Origin of the sequence: Micromonospora sp. DH14 (assembly GCF_029809455.1) — a bacterium.
Taxonomy (GTDB): domain Bacteria; phylum Actinomycetota; class Actinomycetes; order Mycobacteriales; family Micromonosporaceae; genus Micromonospora; species Micromonospora parva.
Map to the genome: position 1 here is coordinate 83,996 of NZ_JARVKT010000016.1, position 18,952 is coordinate 102,947.

The following is an 18,952-nucleotide window of genomic DNA, read 5'->3' on the forward strand; positions in this document are numbered from 1 at the left end:
GGCCGGCCACCGGACGGTTTCGCCGGGGAAGCGGACAGCGACGCTCAGGGCAGCCCACCCAGGGGCAGGACCGGCGTGGAGGCGAGCTGGGCGTGGTAGTCCGCGGCGGACGTCTCCCGACCCCACTGGGGCATTCCGGTAGGCAGGTCCAGTGGGTCGGTCTCCACCTCGATGAGTGTCAACTGGGCCGGCCGTCCGTCGATGCCGGCCAGGATGGTCGCGAGTTCACCCTCGGTACGGGCCACGTGGGCGGTGAAGCCCCGCTCCCGTGCGAACACGGCGGGCAGTTCGGTGTACCGCCAGTTGTCGATGTCGTTGTACGGCTGGTGCCGCCCGTCGACCGCCCGTTCGACCGTGTAACCGCCGTTGTTGACCACGATGATGACCGGACGTTGGTTCGTGGCGAGCATCCGGCTGATCTCCTGCACTGTCAGTTGGAGAGATCCGTCGCCGGTCACGAGCACCGTCCGTCGATCCGGTGCCGCCACCCCGGCACCGAAGGCGGCCGGGGTGGCGTAGCCGATCGAGCCCCAGATGGGCGGCCACACGACCGTGACGTCGGCGGGCAGTCGCATCGTCGCGGCGCCGAAGGACGGGGTGCCGGTCTCCGGGACGAAGATGTCCCCCTCGCGCAGCATCCGCTGGATGGCTGGCCAGAGCCGTGTCTGCCGGATCGGTTCGTCGCTCGACGGGTCGAGTACGGGCGGGTCGGCCGTCAGCAGCGCCGCGCGTGACCACTGCGCCGTACGGTTCGGGGCGATCTCGTGCAGGCAGCGCAGCGCCGCCGGCAGGGCCACCGGGGCGAAGCGGGTGCCGGCGACGACGGCGGCGTCCCGGTGCAGGCTGATGACCCGGTCCACCTTCAGGTCGGCGGTGAACAGGCCGTCCCAGTCGAAGAACGTGGTGCCCAGACAGACGAGCGCGTCCGCGCCCTCCACGACCGCGCGGACCTCGTCGACGCTGTCACCGCCGTTGTAGACGCCCACGTAGTGGGGGTCGGACTCGTCGAGCAGTCCCCGCCCGAGCGACTGCGCGGCGACCGGCCAGTTCCGTTCGGCGGCCATAGCCGTGACGGCGGCGCCGAGGTGGAAGCGGATCGGCAGGTTCCCGACGAGCATGGCGGGCCGCTCGACACCGTCGAGCAGCCGCCGGGCGGCCGTGGCGAAGGCGTCGAGCTGCCCGGCCGCCACGACCGGCTCGGGGCGGGTGAACCGTCGCCCCGGCCGGGCGATTTCGGCGTGGGCCACGTCGCCGGGCATCCGGACGTAGACCGGACGCTGCTGCGACCAGCACTCGGTGAGGACCCGGTCGACCTCGTGCAGAGCGTTCTGCGGGGTCAGTGAGGTCTGGGCGACGGTGACCTCGCGTGCCACCCGTACCCAGTGGTCGAAGTCGCCGTCGGCGAGCGAGTGGTGCATGGAGGTGTGCTGTCGCATGATCTCCACGGTCGGACCGCCGACGATAGAGACGACGGGTACCGACTCCGCCATGGCCCCGGCCAGCGCGTTGACCGCCGACAGCTCACCGGGACCGAACGTCGTGAGGATCGCGGCCACGCCGCCGAGACGGGCGTACCCGTCCGCGCTGAAGCCGGCGTTGAGCTCGTTGCAACTGCCGACCCACTCGATCCCGTCGAACGCCTCGATCTGGTCGAGGAAATCCATGTTGTAGTCCCCCGGCAACCCGAAGACATGGCGCACCCCGAGGTCGTAGAGCCGGCTGAGCAACAGCTCGCCGACCGTCGTCGTGCCCCCGTTCGCCCTCACCACGATTGACTCCCGTCGCTCCGGGGACCGCCTCCGCGGCCCACCATCAAGACGATATAGAGGCAATCGACATGAAAGGTGTGGATTGTTCCCCTTGAGACGCGCCCGGCGGCGGCGCTGGCCCGCGTGGCCGAAGCCCTCCGGACGAGACGTCCGGTGAATCTGACCTTGACAACGTGAACGGGCTGCCATCAACTGGTCGGATGAGTGATCCGGCCGTCGATGCGTCGCGGCCGGAGGCCGTCCCCAGCTCACCCGCGGGTCTGGCCCTGGACCGCCTCGCCGACCACCTGGCCCGGCACCGACCCGAACTGCTCGTCGGGCCGTTGCGCGCCCAGCTGATCGCCGGCGGCAAGTCCAACCTCACCTACCTGCTGCGCCTCGGCGACCGCGAGGTCGTGCTGCGCCGCCCCCCGCTGGGGCACGTGCTGGCCACCGCGCACGACATGGGGCGCGAGTTCCGGGTCATCTCGGCGCTCGCGCCGACCGAGGTGCCGGTGCCGGGCGCGCTGCTGCTCTGCACCGACCCGGACGTCATCGGCGCACCGTTCTACCTGATGGAGCGGATGCCCGGCGAGGTGTTCCGCACCCGCGCGCAGACCGACCCGCTGGGTGACGAACGACGCCGCGACCTCGCCATGGCGATGATGGACACCCTCGCCGCGCTGCACAGCGTCGAACCCTCCACCGTCGGGTTGGCTGACTTCGGCCGCCCCGAGGGTTACCTGGCCCGGCAGGTACGCCGGTGGGCCGGTCAGCTCGACCGCTCCCGCAGCCGTCCGCTGGCCGGCATCGACGAGCTGCGTGACCTGCTCGCGGCGACCGCCCCGGAGGGTGCGAACGCCGGCCGGATCGTGCACGGCGACTACCGGCTCGACAACCTCCTCGCCTCGGCCGACCCGGTCGCCGTGCACGCGGTGCTCGACTGGGAGATGGCCACCCTCGGCGACCCCCTCGCCGACCTGGGGCTGCTGCTGACGTACTGGGACGTGCTCGGCGGCAGCGACACCGCCGCGGGCAACCCCGTCGCGGACGGGCTCGGCCCACGCGCCGGCTTCCCCACCGGCAGCGAGCTGATCGACCGGTACGCCGGGCGCAGCGACGTCGACGTCGGGCCACTGCACTGGCACGTGGCGCTGGGCTGTTTCAAACTCGCTGTCATCTGCGAGGGCATCCACTACCGCCACACGCTCGGGCAGACGCTCGGCGAGGGCTTCGACCGGATCGGCGAGATGGTGGCACCGCTGGTCGCACACGGGCTGACCGCCGCCAGGGAGCGGTGATGGACTTCTCATACGACAGCCGGACCGAGGAGCTGCGCGACGAGCTGACCCGGTTCCTGACCGAACACGTCTACCCGGCCGAGCCCGTGCACGCCGAGCAGGTGGCCGCCGGGGACCCGTGGTCGCGTACCCCGGTGTTGGCCGAGCTGAAGGCGGAGGCCCGCAAGCGCGGCCTGTGGAACCTCTTCCTGCCCGACCCGCGCTACGGCGCCGGCCTGACCAACCTCCAGTACGCTCCCCTGGCCGAGCTGACCGGGCGCAGCCCGCACCTCGCGCCGGAGGCGGTCAACTGCGCGGCACCGGACACCGGCAACATGGAGTTGCTGGCCGAGTTCGGCTCGGAGGCGCAGCGGCAGCGCTGGCTGATGCCGCTGCTGGAGGGCGAGATCCGCTCGGCGTTCTGCATGACCGAGCCGGACGTCGCCTCCTCCGACGCCACCAACATCGCCACCCGGATCACCCGCGACGGCGACGAGTACGTGATCAACGGGCGGAAGTGGTGGTCGTCGGGCGCGATGGACCCGCGCTGCGAGATCTTCATCGTGATGGGCAAGACCGACCCCACCGCCGACCGGCACCGCCAGCAGAGCATGGTCCTGGTCCCCCGGGACACCCCCGGTGTGACGGTGCGCCGGGGGATGACCGTCTTCGGCTACACCGACGGCTCCCACGGCGGGCACGCCGAGATCGACTTCACCGACGTCCGGGTGCCGGCGGAGAACCTGATCGGCGCCGAGGGCACCGGCTTCGCCATCGCGCAGGCCCGCCTCGGCCCGGGCCGCATCCACCACTGCATGCGGCTGATCGGGATGGCCGAACGGGCACTGGAGCTGCTCTGCCGCCGGGCCAACGAACGGATCGCGTTCGGCCGGCCCCTGGCGGAGCAGGGCGTCGTGCGGGAGTGGATCGCGGAGTCCCGGGTCCGCATCGAGCAGGCCCGGCTGCTGGTGCTCAAGACGGCGTGGCTGATGGACACCGTCGGCAACAAGGGCGCGCACACCGAGATCCAGGCCATCAAGATCGGCACTCCGGCGATGGCGGAATGGGTGATCGACAAGGCCATCCAGGGGTACGGCGGCGCCGGCGTCAGCCAGGACACCCCACTGGCCGCCCTCTGGGCGCAGACCCGCACCCTGCGCCTCGCCGACGGCCCCGACGAGGTCCACCGCAACTCCCTGGCCAAGCGCGAACTCCGCCGCTGGACCCCCTAACCCCGCCTGCCCGTCACCCCCACGACTCCTCCACCCCGCGCCGCGCACCCCCGCCGCGGCCCCACCCCGCGCCCGCGCCAGGACCGACCCCACGCCCCGCGCCGCCCCGGTTGATCATGAAGTTATTGCCACGACACGCCGACGCGGGTGGCAATAACTCCATGATCAACGAGGTGGGCGGGCCCGCAGGCCGGGCAGGCCGGGCGATGCGGTGGGGGTGGGGTTAGGCGGAGGCTCGGTGGACCAGTTGGGTGTCCAGGAGGATGTGGGAGGCGGGTAGCTCCTCGCCACGGATCCGGGCCACCAGCAGGCGGGCCATCTGCCGGCCCATCTCCTCCACCGGCTGGAAGACAGTGGTCAGCGGCGGCTCCGCCTGACGGGCGATCGTCGCGTCGTCGAAGCCGATCACCGCGACGTCCTGCGGCACCCGCCGGCCGGCCTCGCGCAGGGTCCGCAGCGCGCCGAACGCCATCAGGTCGGAGGCGACGAACACCGCGTCCAGGTCCGGGCAGACGTCCAGCAGCCGACGCATGCCGGCCGCGCCGCTGCCCTCGCTGAAGTCGCCGTACGCGATCAGGTCGGGGTTGACGCTGGCCCCGGTGGCCTTGACCGCCTCGGTGTAGCCGGCCAACCGGGCCAGACCGGCGCCCATGTCCTGCGGACCGGCGATGGTGGCGACGCGTCGCCGCCCCTGCCCCGTCAGGTACTCCACCGCCTGCCGGGCCCCGCCAACGTTGTCCACGTCGACGAACCAGGCCGGTTGGGCGCCGGGTTGCAGCATCCGGGCGGGCCGACCGCCGAGCACGGCGGGCAGGCCGCGCTCCTCCAGCAGCGTCGGCAGCGGGTCGGAGTCGTGCAACGACAGCAGCAGGACGCCGTCGACGTGCTGGTTGGTGAGGTGGTGCTCGACCCGCTCCCGCTCCACCGGCGACTGCGCCATGGCCAGCCAGAGCTGCATCGGCGTCTCCAGCAGCCCGGAGCTGATCCCCCGCACGATCGAGGCGAAGAACGGCTCGGTGAAGACCCGCTCGCCGGATTCGGAGACCACCAGCGCGACCGAGTCGGTCCGCTGGGTGACGAGCGCGCGGGCGGCCCGGTTCGGCACGTACCCCAGCTCGGCGATGGCCTGTTGGACCGCGGCCCGGGCCTCCGGGCTGACCTGGGGCGAGCCGTTGACCACGCGGGAGACCGTGCCCCGACCGACGCCGGCACGCGCCGCGACCGCGTCGAGGGTCGGGCGCCCGAGCGACCGGGTGCGCTGCGTTGTCATCGTCTGCTCCTCCGACGGCGGGCGGACCCGGCGCCACCTGCGGGAGGTGGACGCCGGGGCCGTCCTGATGGCTGGCCCGAGCCTATTGTGCGGCCAGACCGTTGCGCCGGATCACCGAGGCGTACCACTTGGCGCTGGACTTGGGGGTGCGGACCTGGCTGTCGTAGTCGACGTGGATCATGCCAAACCGCTTGGTGTAACCCCAGGCCCATTCGAAATTATCCATCAACGACCAGGCAAAGTATCCCCGCAGCGGCACCCCGGCGTCGATCGCCTCGTGGGCGGCGCGCAGGTGGGCGTCGAAGTAGGCCAGCCGATCGACGTCGTCGACCTGCCCGTCGACCACCGAGTCGACGAACGCGGAACCGTTCTCGGTGACGTACAGCGGCAGCTCGGTGTAGCCGTGCACCCGACGCAGCGTCTCGGTCAGGCCCGGGGCGTCGATCTCCCAGCCCATGTCGGTGACCGGGACGCCGCGGCTGACGAACCGGACGTCCTCGCTGCCCGGCCAGCACGAGGGGGCCGGATCGGCCGGGACGCCCTCGACCGGCGCGGCGACGACGTGCCGGCTGTAGTAGTTGACCCCGACCAGGTCCAACGGCGTGGAGATGGTCGCCAGGTCGCCGTCGCGCACGTGGTCGAAGTCGGTCACCGTGCTGAGGTCGGCAACCAGGTCCTCCGGGTACGACCCGCGCAGCAGCGGGTCCAGGAAGAACCGGTTGGCCAACCCGTCGATCCGCCGGGCGGCGTCGCGGTCGGCGGGGGTGTCGCTGGCCGGGTCGACCGGGTAGAGGTTGACGGTCACGCCCACCTCGGCGGTCGGCCGGGCGGCCCGCAGCGCCTGCACGGCCAGGCCGTGCCCGAGCATCAGGTGGTGACCGGCGCGCACCGCGTCCGCGCCGTTGGTGCGGCCGGGGGCGTGCACCCCGGAACCGTAGCCGAGGAACGCCGAGCACCACGGCTCGTTCAGCGTGGTCCAGTAGCGCACCCGGTCACCGAGCGCGTCGGCCATCACCGTCGTGTAGTCGGCGAAGCGGGCTGCCGTGTCCCGGGCCGGCCAGCCGCCGGCGTCCTCCAGCGGCTGCGGCAGATCCCAGTGGTAGAGGGTGAGCCACGGCTCGATGCCGTTGGCCAACAGCTCGTCGACCAGCCGGCGGTAGAAGTCCAACCCCTGCGGGTTGACGGCGCCGCTACCGGTTGGCTGCACCCGCGACCAGGAGACCGAGAAACGGTACGACTTCAGGCCCAGCTCGGCCATCAGCGCGACGTCCTCGCCGAGGCGGTGGTAGTGGTCGCACGCCACGTCACCGGTGTGCCCGGCGACGACGCGACCCTCGGTGTGGCTGAAGGTGTCCCAGATCGACGGGGCGCGGCCGTCCTCGGCCGCCGCCCCCTCGATCTGGTACGCCGCCGTCGCGGCCCCCCAGAGGAATCCGGGTGGAAAGGTCAGCCCCGGGCGCTCGTCGAGGACGTCGACGGCGGGTGGGCTGGCGGGGTTGCTCACGACTTGACGGCACCTTCCATGATCCCGCCAATGATCTGGCGGCCGAACACGAGGAAAACGATCACCAGGGGGATGGTGCCGATCGCCGTGGCGGCGAACACCTGGGAGTAGTCGGTGTAGTAGGCGTACGAGAGGAAGGAGAGCGAGACCTGCAGGGTCGGGTTCTCCGGGGTGAGGACGGCGTACGGCCAGAGGAACGAGTTCCAGGTCTCCATGAAGGTCAGCAGACCGAGGACACCGGCGGCGGGGCGCAGCGCGGGCAGCACGATGTTCCAGTAGATCCGGAACGTGCTGGCCCCGTCGACCCGACCGGCCTCGATCAGCTCGTCGGAGATCGCCTGGCTGGCGTACTGCCGCATCATGAACACGCCGAAGGCGCTGACCAGGAACGGCACGGTGACCGCGTAGAGGGTGTCGTACCACCCGAGGTCCTGCATCATGCCCCAGAGCGGGATGAGTCCCATCTGGGTCGGGATCATCATGGTGATGATGATCGCCAGCAGGAGGGCGTTGCTGCCCCGGAACCGCAGCTTGGCGAAGGCGAACCCGGCCAGCGAACCGGTGAGCACCACCGAGATGGTGACCACCGAGGAGACGATGACCGAGTTCATCATGCCGGTGAAGAAGTTGGCGGCGTCGTTGTCGAGCACCCGCTGGAAGTTGTCACCGAACGCTCCGCCGGGAGTTGACGGCGGCGGCACGTCGTTGATCGAGTCAAGGCTGCGAGTGCCGATCACGATCATGTAGTAGAACGGGTAGATCGAGAGCAGCGCCGCCAGGACGAGCGCCACGTAGGTCAGCGGGCTGGTGCGCCACAGGCGCCGCGAAGCCGAAGTCATCGCTCGCTCCTCACTTCGCCGAACGGCGGACGAGTAGGAAGTTGAACAGCGACACCACGACGATGATCATGAAGATCGCCCAGGCCACCGCGGCTCCGTAGCCGGCGGTGTTCAGGTTCTCGATGCCCATCTCGTACATGTACATGGCCAGCGTCTGGAACTCCCGCTGGTTGCCGCCGAGGATGTTGCCGTTGGCGAAGAGCAGCGGCTCGGTGAAGAGCTGCATGCCGCCGATCGTGGACAGGATGACCACGAAGATGAAGGTGGGCTTGAGCATCGGCAGGGTGATCTGCCAGAACTGCCGCCACGGGCTCGCGCCGTCGATCTCCGCGGCCTCGTAGAGGTCCTTCGGGATCGCCTGCATGCCGGCGAGCAGGATCAGCGTGTTGTACCCGGTCCACCGCCAGTTGACCATCGAGGAGATGGCGAACCACGAACTCCATCGCTGCCCGTCCCAGTCGACAGCGTCGACACCGACGAGGCTGAGCAGCCAGTTGAACAGACCGAACTCCCGCTGGAACAGCATCCCGAAGACGATCGCGACCGCCGCCACCGACACCACGTTCGGCACGAAGATGGCCATCCGGAAGAAGGTCTTGGCACGCAGGAACGTCCGGTTGAGCAGGTTCGCCAGGAAGAGCGCGAGCAACAACTGCGGGATGGTCGACAGGGCGAAGATGCCGAACGTGTTGACCAGCGCGTTCCAGAAGTACTCGTCGGACACCAACCGGCTGTAGTTGTCGAAGCCGATGAACGAGTGGTCGCCGATCATGTCCCAGTCGTGCAGCGACATCCAGGCGGTACGCACCATCGGGTACAGCCCGAAGACGCCGAAGATCAGGAAGAACGGGGCGATGTAGAGGTACGGCGAGTACTTGACGTCGAGACGGTTGAATAACCTTCCCCGGCTACGTCGGGAAGAGACGTCGGGAGAAGGCGGTGCTGCTGGCGACGGCGGTGCCGTCGTGGCCGACAGGCTCATGCGAATTCCTTTTCCGGCGAGGCCCGGGGGCCCTCGCGCAGGGCGCTACGCGGAGGGGACCGGCCGGTGGCGTCCGGGAAGTCCCCCGAACGCCACCGGCAGGGAATCACTCAGAAGGCACCCTGAGTCTTTGCGTCCTTCGTGAACTGTTCCCAGGCCTTCGCCTTGTCGACCTGTCCGTTCTCGAACGCCCGCAGTGCCGGCTCGAACGCGTTCTCCTTCACCGCCTGGTGCTTCGGACCCAGGTGGGTCGGCTGGATCTTGGCGACGCTCTCACCGAAGATCTTGCCGGTCGGCGCGTTGCTGAAGTACTCATTGGTGTAACCGAGGAACGCCTGGTCCTTCAGCGCCTCCAGGTTGGTGGGCAGCGGGCCCTTGAGCTTGAAGGCCTCCACCTGGCTCTTGGCGTTGGTGAGGAACTCGGCGAGCTTCGCCGCCTCCTTCGGGTACTTGCTCTGCTCCGGAACCGCGAGCCACGAGCCACCCCAGTTACCGCCGCCACCCGGCACTGCCGCGACGTCCCACTTGCCCTTGTTGGCCGGACCGGAGTTGTCCGACACGATGCCGAGCATCCAGGACGGGCAGAAGGTGACCGCGAAGGTGCCCTGCTTGAAGCCACCCGACCACTCCGGCGACCAGGTCTGGGCCTTGGCCGAGATGTCCGCCATCGAGGTGGCGGTGTCCCAGGCGTTCTTCACCGCGGGGCTGGTGTCCGCGATGATGTTGTTCTCCTTGTCGTAGAACAGATCACCGTTGCCCTGGAACATGACACCGTTGGAGACGGCGGTGATCGAGTCGACGAACGCCTTGCCGGTGGCCTGCTTGTACTTCCGACCGGCCTCGTGGAAGCCGTTCCAGTCCGACCAGAGCGCCGACACCTGGTCGCGCTCGGTGGGCAGGCCGGCCGCCTGGAACAGGTCCTTGCGGTAGCAGACGGCGAGGCTGCCGACGTCGGTCGGCAGGCCGACCAGCCGGCCGTCCTGCGACTTGCCCAGCTCCCACTTCCAGGGCAGGTATTCCTTCGAGTGGTCGGCGATCAGCGGGTTGAGGTCAACCCAGTTACGCGGGTTGGTCTTGAACTCGTTGAGGATGCCCTCTTCCAGAGCGGTGACGTCCGCCGCGCCCTTGCCGGTGGCCAGGTAGCGGACCAGCTTCGGCCGGTACTCGCTGAGCTGGGCGGTCTTGCGCAGCTCGACCTTGATGCCGGTGTCCTTCTCGTACTGCTTGACGAGCTCGTCGTAGCCGAACTCGCTGAAGGTGTCGACGACCAGCTTGGTCGGCTTCTCGCCGGCCGCCGGCTTGTCGTCGTCGTTGCCGCAGGCCGCGAGACCGCCGATTGCGGTGATCGCGGCCAGGGCAGCGGCCGCCAGGCGGGTACGCCGCGTGGTGACACTCATGCGCTGACCCCTCTTTCCGGGTGGTGAGGCTGGATGGGTGTGGTGGGGGGTGCCCGTCGCGCCAGGCCGGAGTTCGTGAGTGAGCCACGCCACCTCCGGGAGCGCTCCCATGAGATTGCCGGCGGGTAACGGGAGTGTCAATAGGGCGATGGGAGCGTTCCCAGATCGTTACCGCTGATCACTCCGGGAACAGGCGCCCCAGCGACACCTCCCGTAACCGGGCGATTCAGCAGAAGCGGCGCAACAGCGTGGTTGCCCGGTCCGGGTCGAAGCCCGACGGGTCGAAGGCGGCGCCCGCCCAGTCGCGCAGCATCGCGTGCCGGGAGCTGACCAGGTCACCCGCGCCGGCCCGGTCGTCCAGCGCCTCCAGGAGCGCCTGATAGCCCACCGGCCCGCCGATACCCTCCGGCGGGCAGGCCCGCTCGCCGCCCAGGCAGACCGGGTACCGCTCGTCCGGGTCGGCGGTCAGCGCGTCCTCCACGACCAGGTCGTGCTCCCACCAGTCGCCGAAGTCGTACGTGTAGGAGAACCGGCTGCCCTTGCCGAGCACCGCGTCGAGCCGCACGTCCAACTCGTCGCGCAGCGCCAACTCACCGTCCGGGTCGGGCTCGCCGTACTGCATCGCGTCGATCTCGAACGAGTGCAGGTGGCAGTCCCGCCAACCCATCGCGTGCTGTGCCACCCGGTGCAGCCGGTCCAGCGTGTAACCGGCCGGCACGAGCACCCGGCGCCACACCGGCGGCCGGGTCCCGGCGAGGGACATCTTCAGCTGGAAGATCTGACGCGGCATGCTGTCCTGTCCTCCCGCGGCTTAGGCTGCGAGCATGATCTGCCGAGCGTGCCGGGCCCGGCGACACGACGAGTGCCCGGGCCGGAACTGGTGCGACTGCCAGCACCGTACCGCCGAACCGACCCCTCCGGTCACCGGTCCGGCCGGCGAATGACCGTCAGAATTCCGATCCGACGGCTCTGGCCCGAGCCGTCGACGCAGCCACTCGACGACGCCGGGCTGACCGCCCTCTACGGCCGCGCCGACCAGCCCCGGCTGCGAGTGAACTTCGTGACCAGCCTGGACGGCGCGGTCAGCGTGGACGGCTACTCCGCCGGGCTCTCCGGCGAGCCGGACAAGCGGGTGTTCGGCCTGCTGCGGATGGCCTGCGACGCCCTGGTGGTGGCCGCCGGCACGCTGCGCCACGAGGGGTACCGGGCGGTCCGCCTCGACGAGCGCCGCCGCGCCTGGCGTCAGGCCAACGGACTGGCCGCGTACCCGACGCTGGTGGTCGTCTCCGGATCGCTGGACCTGGACCCGGCGCAGGCCGCGTTCGCCGACGCACCGACCCGCCCGATCGTGCTCACCCACGCCGACGCCGACCCGCCGCCCGGGCTGACCGACGTCGCCGACGTGCTGCGCTGCGGCACCGGGCGGGTCGACCTGGCCGCCGGCCTCGCCGAGCTGCACCGCCGCGGGCTCACCCAACTGCTCTGCGAGGGCGGCCCACACCTGCTCGGCGCGCTCACCGCCGCCGACCTGGTGGACGAACTGTGCCTCACCGTCTCGCCGCTGCTCGCCGGGCCCGGCCCCGGCCGGATCACCGCCGGCGACGTCACCGCGCCCCGGCACCTGCCGCTGCGGCACGTGCTCGCCACCGAGGACGGCGTCCTCCTGCTCCGCCACGCCCGCCAACAGGGCGGTTGGTCCGGGCCGCAACGGGGCCCGGATCGGCTCAGTCCGTGAGCACCGCCCCGGGAGCCCACGGGACCCGGTAGCGCTGACCGTCCGTGGTGCTCGCCCAGACCTGCACCTCGTCGTACGGGTCGGCGGCGACCACCTCCGCCACCGCGCCGCGCGGCGCCGGACCGAGCCGGTGTGGCAGGCCGGCAGCGACGACCTCGACGGTACGCCCCGGCGGCGCCTGAACCAGGACGTAGAGCCGGCCGCCGGAGCGCCGGGCCACGGCCACACCCAGCCCGCCGCCGGTGGCGCGGACTGCCACACAGGCCGCGTCTCCGTCAATACAAGCCAGGTCGTACGAGAGGTAGTCGCTCAGCCGGCGCGGATCTCCCCCGTCCGGGGCGATCCAGACCTCCGCCGCCCGTCCCCCGGCGGCCCGCTCCTCGCCGCGTGGCTCCCGTCCGATCAGCACGAGCGTCTCCGTTCCGGTACGGCCGACGGCAACCACCTGTGCCGGCGTCACAGGTCGACCGTCAGAACCGACGATCCCGGCCGGGACGTCGACAACCGCGCCCGGCCCGACGTCGCCGGCATCGCCGTCACCACGGCCGATCGGCCCCAGGTGCGGGAACAGCAGCGCCCCCACGGCGACCGCGACCGCCGCCGTGCCGCCCGTCCGCAGCAGCCGCCGGCGACGCCGGGCCCGGCTGCCCGTGATGACCCGGCGGGCGAAATCAGGCGGCAACTCCACTGTTGCGACAGCGTGGTCGAGCAGGCCGGTCACCTCCTGGTCACGCATGGTTCTCCTCCGCGAGGTCGAGGTCGAGTGGGGTGACACCGGCAGATTCCAGTCGGGCCCGCAGCCGGTGCAGACCACGGGAGGCCTGGCTCTTCACCGAGCCCACGGAACAGTCCAGTTCGGCGGCTGTCTCCGCCTCGGAGAAGCCAAGCCAGTACCGGAGCACCACCGTTGCCCGCATCCGCGGCGGAAGCTCCCGCAGCGCCGCCAGCAACAACTCCCGGTCATCGATCCGGGTCATCTCATCCTGCTGCGATGTCCCGTCCGGAAGGCCGGCGGCCCGACGGCGGTTCCATGGTGAGCGCCACCGGCTGACCAGCCGGTTGGTCATCGCGCGACGCAGGTAGGCCTCCGGCTGCCGCTGCCGAACCACGTGCCAGCGGGGGTACGCCTGCTCCAGCACCTCCTGCAGCAGGTCCTCGGCGTCCGCCCGCTGCCCCGTGATCAGAACGGCGAAGCGGAGCATTCGCGGGCCGCTCGTCGCGACGAAGGCTCCGAAGTCGTCATTCATGCGTGCTCCATGCCTAGGTAACGCGACCAGCGCCTCGGTGGTTGAGTCCCGGACCCGTGCGGTGCCCGACACGGCTCGCGCACACCTGGTGCGCCCGGTCGAACACCCAGCGTCATCAGTGTGACGGGGCATGGTGTCGTCCGCCGCGTCGCGTGGCGACCTGTCGTACTCCTCGGGCACTATGCACGTCATGCGCGCCGACCGTGATGCCCGAGCGACAGGGGTCGCCCGATGACCGACGCCGACCTCGACAGCCCTGGCGAGGCGGTCGGGCGGGTGCTGGGCACCGCCGACGCCACCCCGTTGCAGTTCTGGACGGCCGTGGCGCCCGGCAGCTACCTGCAGCTCGACGACGTGGTGGTCACCCGACGCGACCTGCCCGACCGCGAGCCGGTGACGATCGCCGGGGTGGTCACCCAGGTCCGCGCCCGGCACGAGGGCGCCCAGTTCGACTCCGACGTGTTCGCCATCGCCGACGGCACGCTGCCGGCGATGGTGCAGGAGGCGGCCGAGGTCACCACCACCCGGGTCGACCCGGAGTTGTACGTGCCGCCCACGCCGGGGGCCGTGGTGCACCGGGCCGAGGGCGACGCGCGGGCCCGCGCGCTGCACTTCGACCGGATGGAGCGGCGCATCCCGATGGGCATGGGTCGCGACGGCGTCCCGGTCTACCTCAACGCCGACTTCCTCGACGGCAGCCGGGGCGCGCACGTCTCCATCTCCGGCATCTCCGGCGTGGCCACCAAGACCAGCTTCGCCACCTTCCTGCTCTACTCGGTGTTCCGCTCCGGGGTGCTGGGCGGCGACGCGGTCAACGCCAAGGCGCTGATCTTCAACGTCAAGGGTGAGGATCTGCTCTTCCTCGACCACCCCAACACCCGCCTCGACGAGCCCACCCGCGCGGCGTACGCGAAGCTCGGGTTGAGCGCGGGCGCCTTCCCCGACGTGCGGGTCTACGCCCCACCACGGGTCGGTGACGCGGCCGGCACGCCGGATGTGAGCAGCCGGCTCACCGGCGTCGACAGCTTCTACTGGACGCTGAGCGAGTTCTGCACCGACCGCCTGCTGCCGTACGTGTTCGCCGACGCCGACGACGAGCGCCAGCAGTACACGATGGTGGTTCACTCGGTCGCCGCGCACCTGGCCCGCTACGCCCAGCCCGCCGACGGCGGGGTGAGCATCGACGGGGTTCGGCTCGGCTCGTACGGCGACCTGGTCGACCACATCGTCGACCAGCTCAACGACGACGAGACCCGCTCCGACTGGGCGGGCAGCGCGGTGGGGCTGGGCACCGTCAACGCGTTCGCCCGGCGGTTGATCGGCAGTAAGAAGGACCTGGCCCGGCTGATCCGTGGTGACCTCGCGGCCCGCCGCCCGCACTCGATCAACACCAGCGAGTCGGCGCAGGTCACCGTGGTCGACCTGCACAACCTGCCGGACCGGGCGCAGCGGTTCGTGGTCGGTGTGACGCTGAAGAGCGAGTTCGAGCGCAAGGAGAAGTCCGGCGCGGCCAAGCCGCTGCTGTTCGTGGTCCTCGACGAGCTGAACAAGTACGCCCCCCGGGAGGGCTCCTCCCCCATCAAGGAGGTGCTGCTCGACATCGCCGAGCGGGGCCGCTCGCTCGGGGTGATCCTGATCGGCGCGCAGCAGACGGCGAGCGAGGTGGAGCGGCGGATCGTCACCAACTCGGCGATCCGGGTGGTCGGCCGGCTCGACCCGGCCGAGGCGTCCCGCCCCGAATACGGCTTCCTGCCGCCCGCGCAGCGCCAGCGGGCGTTGCTGGCCAAGCCGGGCACCATGTTCGTCAACCAGCCGGACATTCCGGTCCCGCTCTGCCTGGAGTTTCCGTTCCCGGCCTGGGCCACCCGGGTCTCCGAGGCGGGCCGGGCACCATCGGAGACGCTGCGCTCGATCACCCAGTCCGCCGACCCGTTCGCCGTGGTGGGCTCCGGCGGCGGCACCACCGACGACGACATCCCGTTCTAGGGGGCCGGCAAGCCATGAAGATCCTGCACACCTCCGACTGGCATGTGGGCAAGGTGCTCAAGGGGCAGTCCCGGGCCGACGAGCACAAGGCGGTGCTGGCCGGGGTGATCGAGATCGCCAATGCCGAGCGGCCGGATCTGGTGATCGTCGCCGGTGACCTCTACGACACCGCCGCGCCCAGTTCGGAGGCGACCCGCCTGGTCACCCGGGCGTTGACGGCGCTGCGGCGGACCGGCGCGGACGTGGTGGCGATCGGCGGTAACCACGACAACGGCCCCGCGCTGGACGCGCTGCGTCCGTGGGCCGACGCCGCCGGCATCACCCTGCGCGGCGGGGTACGCGAAAATCCGGACGAGCACATCATCGACGGCACCACCGCCGGTGGCGAGCGGTGGCGGCTGGCCGCGTTGCCGTTCCTGTCCCAGCGGTACGCGGTGCGCGCGTTGGAGATGTACGAGCTGACCGCCGCGGAGACCAACCAGACGTACGCCGACCACCTGGGCCGGGTGCTGGGGCGACTGACCGAGGGGTTCACCGAGCCGGACCGGGTGCACCTGGTCACCGCGCACCTGACGGTGACCGGCGCGGCCACCGGTGGCGGCGAGCGCGACGCGCACACGGTGTTGGGTTACGCGGTGCCGGCCACCGTCTTCCCGGCCACCGCGCACTACGTGGCGCTGGGTCACCTGCACCGGGCGCAGCGGGTCGCCGGCCCCTGCCCGGTGCGGTACAGCGGCAGCCCGCTCGCTGTCGACTTCGGGGAGCAGGAGAACGTCCCCTCGGTGACGATGGTCGAGGTGACGGCCAGCACCGCCGCCCGGGTGCGGGAGGTGCCGGTGACGGCGGCGAGCGCGCTGCGGACGGTGCGCGGCACCCTGGCCCAGCTCGCCGAGATCGAGGCGCCGGACGCGTGGCTGCGGGTGTACGTGCGGGAGCAACCGCGTGCCGGCCTCCGTGAGGAGGTCCAGGAGCTGCTCCCCCGGGCCCTGGAGATCCGGATCGACCCGGAGCTGGTGGCCGCGCCGGGCAGTGGCACGCGCATCGCCCAGCGCTCGGGGCGTTCGCCGCGGGAGTTGTTCGCCGACTACCTGGACAGCCGGGGCCACGCCGACGAGGGTGTCCGGGAGCTCTTCGACGAGCTTTTCGAGGAGGTCGAGCACTGATGCGTCCGATGCGCTTGGACATGGCCGGGTTCACGGTCTTCCGGGACGAGACCACAGTCGACTTCACCGACGCCGACTTCTTCGCGCTGATCGGCCCGACCGGTTCCGGTAAGTCCACTGTGTTGGATGCGATCTGCTTCGCCCTGTACGGCATGGTGCCCCGCTGGGGCGGCGCCCGGGGGTTGGCCAACGCGCTCGCCCCGTCGGCGACCGAGGCGCGGGTGCGGTTGGTCTTCGAGTCCGGCGGTGCCCGGTACGTGGCGACCCGGGTGGTCCGCCGGGACGGCCGGGGCAACGTGAAGACCGCGAACGCCGGGTTGCAGCTGATGCCGGCCGGCTTTGACGTGACCAAACTGGACACCGGTCTGAGCCCGGACGACCTCGGCGAGGTGGTGGCCGGCACCCCCGCCGAGATGGAGCAGGCGGTGCTGGAGGCGGTCGGGCTGCCGTACGAGCAGTTCACCAGCTGTGTGGTGCTGCCACAGGGGCAGTTCGCCGATTTCCTGCACGCCAAGCCGGCGACGCGGCAGCAGATCCTGGTCAACCTGTTGGGCCTCGGGGTCTACGAGGACGTGCAGAAGAAGGCGACGGCGCGCGCCGCGCAGGCGGAGGCCCGGTTGGAGGCGGTCGACCAGGTGCTCGCCGGGTTGACCGGCGTGGACGACGAGGCGTTGGCCGAGGCCGACGCCCGGGTCGATCGGATGACCGAGCTGGCGGCCGCGGTGGCCGAGGCGGTGCCGGAGTTGGCGGCGGCGCGGGTCACCGCACGGGAGGCCGCGGCGGCGCTGACGGCCCTGGACGACGAGCTGACCGTGCTGACGGGGGTGCGGGCGCCGGCCGGGGTGGGCGCTGTCGCTCGCGCTGTCACCGCGGCGCGGGCCGAGGCGGAGACGGCGGCGACCGGGGTGTCGCTGGCCGAGGAGCGGGAGGAGAAGCTGCGCGGCGAGCTGGCCGCCGCCGGTGACGAGAGCGCGCTGCGACTGCTGCTGCGGGCGTACGACGATCGGGACCGGCTGGCCGGCGAGGCCGACACGGTCCGCGAGACGGTGCGCACGGCGCACGGCGAGCACACCACGGCGGTGGCGGCGCTGGCCGACGCCCGCGCGGTCGCCGAGCGGGCCGACGCGGACCTGGAGGCGGCCTTCCGGGCGCACGAGGAGGCGAAGGCCACCGACCTGGCGGTCAGCCTGCGGGTGCACCTGCACGCGGGCGTGGCGTGCCCGGTGTGCGAGCAGCCGGTGACCGAGGTGCCGGCGGTGCCGGCCGATTCGGCGGTGGCCGCCGCGACGGCGGCCGGCAAGGCCGCGCGGGCCGCGACCAAGGCCGCGCAGGAGACGGTGCGGCAGCGGGACGCGGCGGCGCGTGAGCTGGAGCGGCTGCTGGTGCAGGCGCGGGCCCGGCAGGAGCAGTTGGAGGCCCGGCTGGCCGAGCTGGACGGGCAGCTTTCCGGGGCTGCCGAGCCGGCCGTGCTGCACCGGGAGTTGGCCGAGCACGCCCGGTTGCGGCGCGCGCTGGACGAGGCGGCGACGGCGGTCCGGGCCGGTCGCGAGACCGCTCGCCAGGCCCGGGCCGCTGTTGATGCCGCCGAGGAGCGGCTGCGGGCGGCGTGGCGGGCCTTCGACACCGCCCGGGACGGGTTGGCCCGGTTCGGTCCCCCGGCGACCGACCGGGACGATGTGGCCGCCGCCTGGTCGACGCTGACCGGCTGGGCGACCAGCGAGGCGGACCGCCGCCGCGCCGACCGGGACGGTCGGGCCGCTGCCGTGGCGGCGGCCGAGTCGGTGGCCGACGGGGTGCAGCGGGCCATCGCGGCCATCTTCGCCGACGCCGACGTGCCGGTGGGGGACGATCCGGTGCACGCGGCGACGGTGGCGGTGGAGCGGGCCGACGCCGAGCGGCGGCGGCTGCACGAGCGTCGCGAGCAGGCCGGCGCGTTGCGCGAGCAGCGGGCGGGGCACGAGCGGGAGGCGCAGGTGGCGCGCGCGCTCGCCGGGCACCTGCGGGCCAACAACTTCGAGCGGTGGTTGCTGGCCGAGGCGTTGGACCTGCTGGTCGACGGTGCGTCGGGGATTCTGCGGGAGTTGTCCAACGGGCAGTACGAGCTGGTGCACGACAAGGGCGAGTTCGTCGTCGTCGACCACCACGACGCCGGGCTGCGCCGGGGGGTGCGCACCCTCTCCGGTGGTGAGACGTTCCAGGCGTCGCTGGCGCTGGCGTTGGCGCTCTCCGAACAGTTGGCCGGCATGTCCACCACGGCGGCGAGCCTGGAGTCGATCGTCCTGGACGAGGGTTTCGGCACCCTCGACGCCGCCACGCTGGACACGGTGGCGGCGACCCTGGAGAACCTGGCGGCCCGGGGCGATCGGATGGTCGGCGTGGTCACCCACGTGCCGGCGTTGGCCGAGCGGATCCCGGTCCGCTTCGAGGTGCGCAAGGACGCCCGGTCCGCGCGCGTAGAGCGGACCGGCCGGTGAGCGCGAGGAGTGCAGCGCAGCGGAGCCCCGCAGTCGCGAACGAAAGGCTGGCCCGGTGAGCGCGAGGAGTGCAGCGCAGCGGAGCCCCGCAGTCG

15 protein-coding genes are annotated in these 18,952 nt (G+C 71.5%); 6 read left to right on the forward strand and 9 right to left on the reverse strand.

From position 1 onward, the window contains the following. Nucleotides 1-44: 44 nt before the first annotated feature. Complete coding sequence (locus QCZ28_RS21220; protein ID WP_279518313.1) at nt 45-1,766, reverse strand: thiamine pyrophosphate-binding protein; 1,722 nt, start codon at nt 1,764-1,766, stop codon at nt 45-47. A 203-nt stretch (nt 1,767-1,969) separates the two neighbouring features. Here QCZ28_RS21220 and QCZ28_RS21225 point away from each other — a divergent pair, with 203 nt between their 5' ends. Continuing rightward, complete coding sequence (locus QCZ28_RS21225; protein WP_279518271.1) at nt 1,970-3,049, forward strand: phosphotransferase family protein; 1,080 nt, start codon at nt 1,970-1,972, stop codon at nt 3,047-3,049. Continuing rightward, nucleotides 3,049-4,260 carry an acyl-CoA dehydrogenase family protein gene (locus QCZ28_RS21230; RefSeq protein WP_279518272.1) on the forward strand — a complete coding sequence of 404 codons (1,212 nt, stop codon included), beginning with the start codon at nt 3,049-3,051 and terminating at the stop codon, nt 4,258-4,260. The genes QCZ28_RS21225 and QCZ28_RS21230 overlap by 1 nt, the downstream gene beginning before the upstream one ends. 223 nt (nt 4,261-4,483) lie before the next feature. On the opposite strand, the gene QCZ28_RS21235 is transcribed toward QCZ28_RS21230, so the two are convergent. The 6 genes from QCZ28_RS21235 to QCZ28_RS21260 all read right to left on the reverse strand — a co-directional run bounded on the left by QCZ28_RS21235 (nt 4,484) and on the right by QCZ28_RS21260 (nt 11,042). Next, entirely contained in the window at nt 4,484-5,530 is a 1,047-nt protein-coding gene (locus QCZ28_RS21235; RefSeq protein ID WP_279518273.1) for a LacI family DNA-binding transcriptional regulator, read from the reverse strand. An 82-nt stretch (nt 5,531-5,612) separates the two neighbouring features. After that, a complete protein-coding gene (locus QCZ28_RS21240; protein WP_279518274.1) occupies nt 5,613-7,034 on the reverse strand; it encodes a GH1 family beta-glucosidase in 1,422 nt (473 codons plus the stop codon). Further along, complete coding sequence (locus QCZ28_RS21245; RefSeq protein ID WP_279518275.1) at nt 7,031-7,873, reverse strand: carbohydrate ABC transporter permease; 843 nt, start codon at nt 7,871-7,873, stop codon at nt 7,031-7,033. Before QCZ28_RS21245 ends, QCZ28_RS21240 begins: the two co-directional genes overlap by 4 nt. Nucleotides 7,874-7,883: 10 nt before the next feature. Then, nucleotides 7,884-8,855 (reverse strand): sugar ABC transporter permease, encoded by a 972-nt coding sequence (locus tag QCZ28_RS21250; protein WP_279518276.1) that lies wholly within the window; start codon nt 8,853-8,855, stop codon nt 7,884-7,886. Nucleotides 8,856-8,965: 110 nt separating this feature from the next. Next, complete coding sequence (locus QCZ28_RS21255; protein WP_279518277.1) at nt 8,966-10,252, reverse strand: extracellular solute-binding protein; 1,287 nt, start codon at nt 10,250-10,252, stop codon at nt 8,966-8,968. 226 nt (nt 10,253-10,478) lie between these two features. Further along, nucleotides 10,479-11,042, reverse strand: a complete 564-nt coding sequence (locus tag QCZ28_RS21260) for a plasmid pRiA4b ORF-3 family protein (RefSeq protein WP_279518278.1) — start codon at nt 11,040-11,042, stop codon at nt 10,479-10,481. Between the two features lie 150 nt (nt 11,043-11,192). On the opposite strand from QCZ28_RS21260, the gene QCZ28_RS21265 reads away from it, so the two are divergent. Continuing rightward, nucleotides 11,193-11,987, forward strand: a complete 795-nt coding sequence (locus tag QCZ28_RS21265) for a pyrimidine reductase family protein (protein WP_279518279.1) — start codon at nt 11,193-11,195, stop codon at nt 11,985-11,987. Here the strand turns inward: QCZ28_RS21265 and QCZ28_RS21270 are convergent. Further along, nucleotides 11,977-12,723: a hypothetical protein gene (locus tag QCZ28_RS21270; RefSeq protein WP_279518280.1), complete on the reverse strand. Its 747-nt coding sequence runs from the start codon at nt 12,721-12,723 to the stop codon at nt 11,977-11,979. The two genes, QCZ28_RS21265 and QCZ28_RS21270, sit on opposite strands and share 11 nt — an antisense overlap. Further along, on the reverse strand, nt 12,716-13,234 hold the full coding sequence (locus QCZ28_RS21275) for a SigE family RNA polymerase sigma factor (RefSeq protein WP_279518281.1): 519 nt from the start codon (nt 13,232-13,234) through the stop codon (nt 12,716-12,718). Before QCZ28_RS21275 ends, QCZ28_RS21270 begins: the two co-directional genes overlap by 8 nt. 231 nt (nt 13,235-13,465) lie before the next feature. Here QCZ28_RS21275 and QCZ28_RS21280 point away from each other — a divergent pair, with 231 nt between their 5' ends. From QCZ28_RS21280 to QCZ28_RS21290, 3 genes are read left to right on the forward strand one after another with little or no spacing between them, the layout of a single operon-like run. After that, nucleotides 13,466-15,220 (forward strand): ATP-binding protein, encoded by a 1,755-nt coding sequence (locus QCZ28_RS21280; RefSeq protein ID WP_279518282.1) that lies wholly within the window; start codon nt 13,466-13,468, stop codon nt 15,218-15,220. A 14-nt stretch (nt 15,221-15,234) separates the two neighbouring features. Beyond that, entirely contained in the window at nt 15,235-16,383 is a 1,149-nt protein-coding gene (locus tag QCZ28_RS21285; protein ID WP_279518283.1) for an exonuclease SbcCD subunit D, read from the forward strand. Next, on the forward strand, nt 16,383-18,857 hold the full coding sequence (locus tag QCZ28_RS21290; protein WP_279518284.1) for an SMC family ATPase: 2,475 nt from the start codon (nt 16,383-16,385) through the stop codon (nt 18,855-18,857). The genes QCZ28_RS21285 and QCZ28_RS21290 overlap by 1 nt, the downstream gene beginning before the upstream one ends. Nucleotides 18,858-18,952 lie beyond the last annotated feature (95 nt).